This is a genomic window from Bradyrhizobium sp. CCBAU 65884, assembly GCF_028128835.1.
Lineage (GTDB): Bacteria > Pseudomonadota > Alphaproteobacteria > Rhizobiales > Xanthobacteraceae > Bradyrhizobium > Bradyrhizobium ottawaense.
Window position 1 is genome coordinate 1 of the sequence record NZ_LBJU01000031.1, and the last position, 1,168, is coordinate 1,168.

Annotated in this window: 1 protein-coding gene; it reads left to right on the plus strand. The window is 58.9% G+C overall.

Annotation, left to right across the window (positions count from 1 at the left end; genetic code table 11):
• Positions 1-57: 57 nt before the first annotated feature.
• Positions 58-1,168, plus strand: a 1,111-nt coding sequence (locus XI03_RS01605) for a cache domain-containing protein (RefSeq protein WP_271591103.1), incomplete at its 3' end; no start/stop codon positions are given.

Genomic DNA, 1,168 nt, shown 5'->3' on the forward strand with positions numbered 1-1,168 from the left:
ACATCTTGCAAATGATCCGTGAGTTGGCGCGAGCTCTAACGAGTTGAGGAGCGCGAGATGCCGAAAAGACCGAGCCTGCTCTCCTTGGTGTTCTGTGGAGGCGCCTTGCTCATATTGGTGCCGGCGCTGGTGACCGCCACGATCTACACGGCCTTGCTACAGCAAGGGGGAGAAAAGCTGCAGTTCGACGCGTTAAGAATTCGCGGCGAAATGAGTTCCGCGCTGTTGGGCCGTCGGCTCTACGGAGTTTGGATGGATGTAGCTCGGTCCGCTGAGCTCATTGAGCTAACAGATCTTAAAACTGCTCGCGAAACCATAGACTGGTTGAGCCGCCTTGATCGGCGCTACACTTGGCTCGGAGTGGCCGATCTCGAAGGGACCATTCTCGTGGCTAAAGACGGCATGCTCGAAGGAGTAAGCGTTGCACAACGACCTTGGTTTAGGAGGGGCCTTGTCTCGCCGGCGGCTATCGATGTGCATGCCGCTCAACTACTGGCCACCCAGTTGCCTGCATCTCGTGAACCCTATCGCTTTATCGACCTCGCTGCGCCATTGCGCCACGCCGGCTCCGTTGCCGGCGTCATCGGCGCTCACCTTGACTGGAAATGGGTCGCAGAAGGAATGGACTCGTTACAAGTACCTGGGGTTGACGTGCTGCTGCTTTCGGGGGACCGAACCGTCCTGTTTGGTCCGCCGGATCTCATCAACAGGCCGCTCAACATCGGCTCCGCGTTTGCGGCTAGTCGCGTCACGACTGCGTCTCTGCGCGAACGTTGGCCTGACGGCAGGGACTACTTCACAGTGATCGTTCCGACGGTCGGATTCGCGAACCTTCCAAGCTTCGGTTGGTCTCTTCTGGTTCGGCAGAGTGCCGACGAGGCGCTTGCGTCCACCCGTAATCTAATCCGATCATTCTGGAGTAGTTTCGGCGCTTATGCCGTCGCGACACTAGCGTTGCTCTTATGTGCGGCGCAGTGGCTGAGGACGCCCCTTCGCCGGCTCTCGAATACAGCGGAGGCCCTCTTGCACGATCCATCCGCGCACCCGCCATATTCGGAGACACGCTTCATTGAAGCGGCGAGGCTCAGCGACGCGCTAGCTCGTATCCAGTCGAAGCTGATGGGGCACTCTGTTCGCAATTCGATCCAAGGACCGGGTGGGGATGACT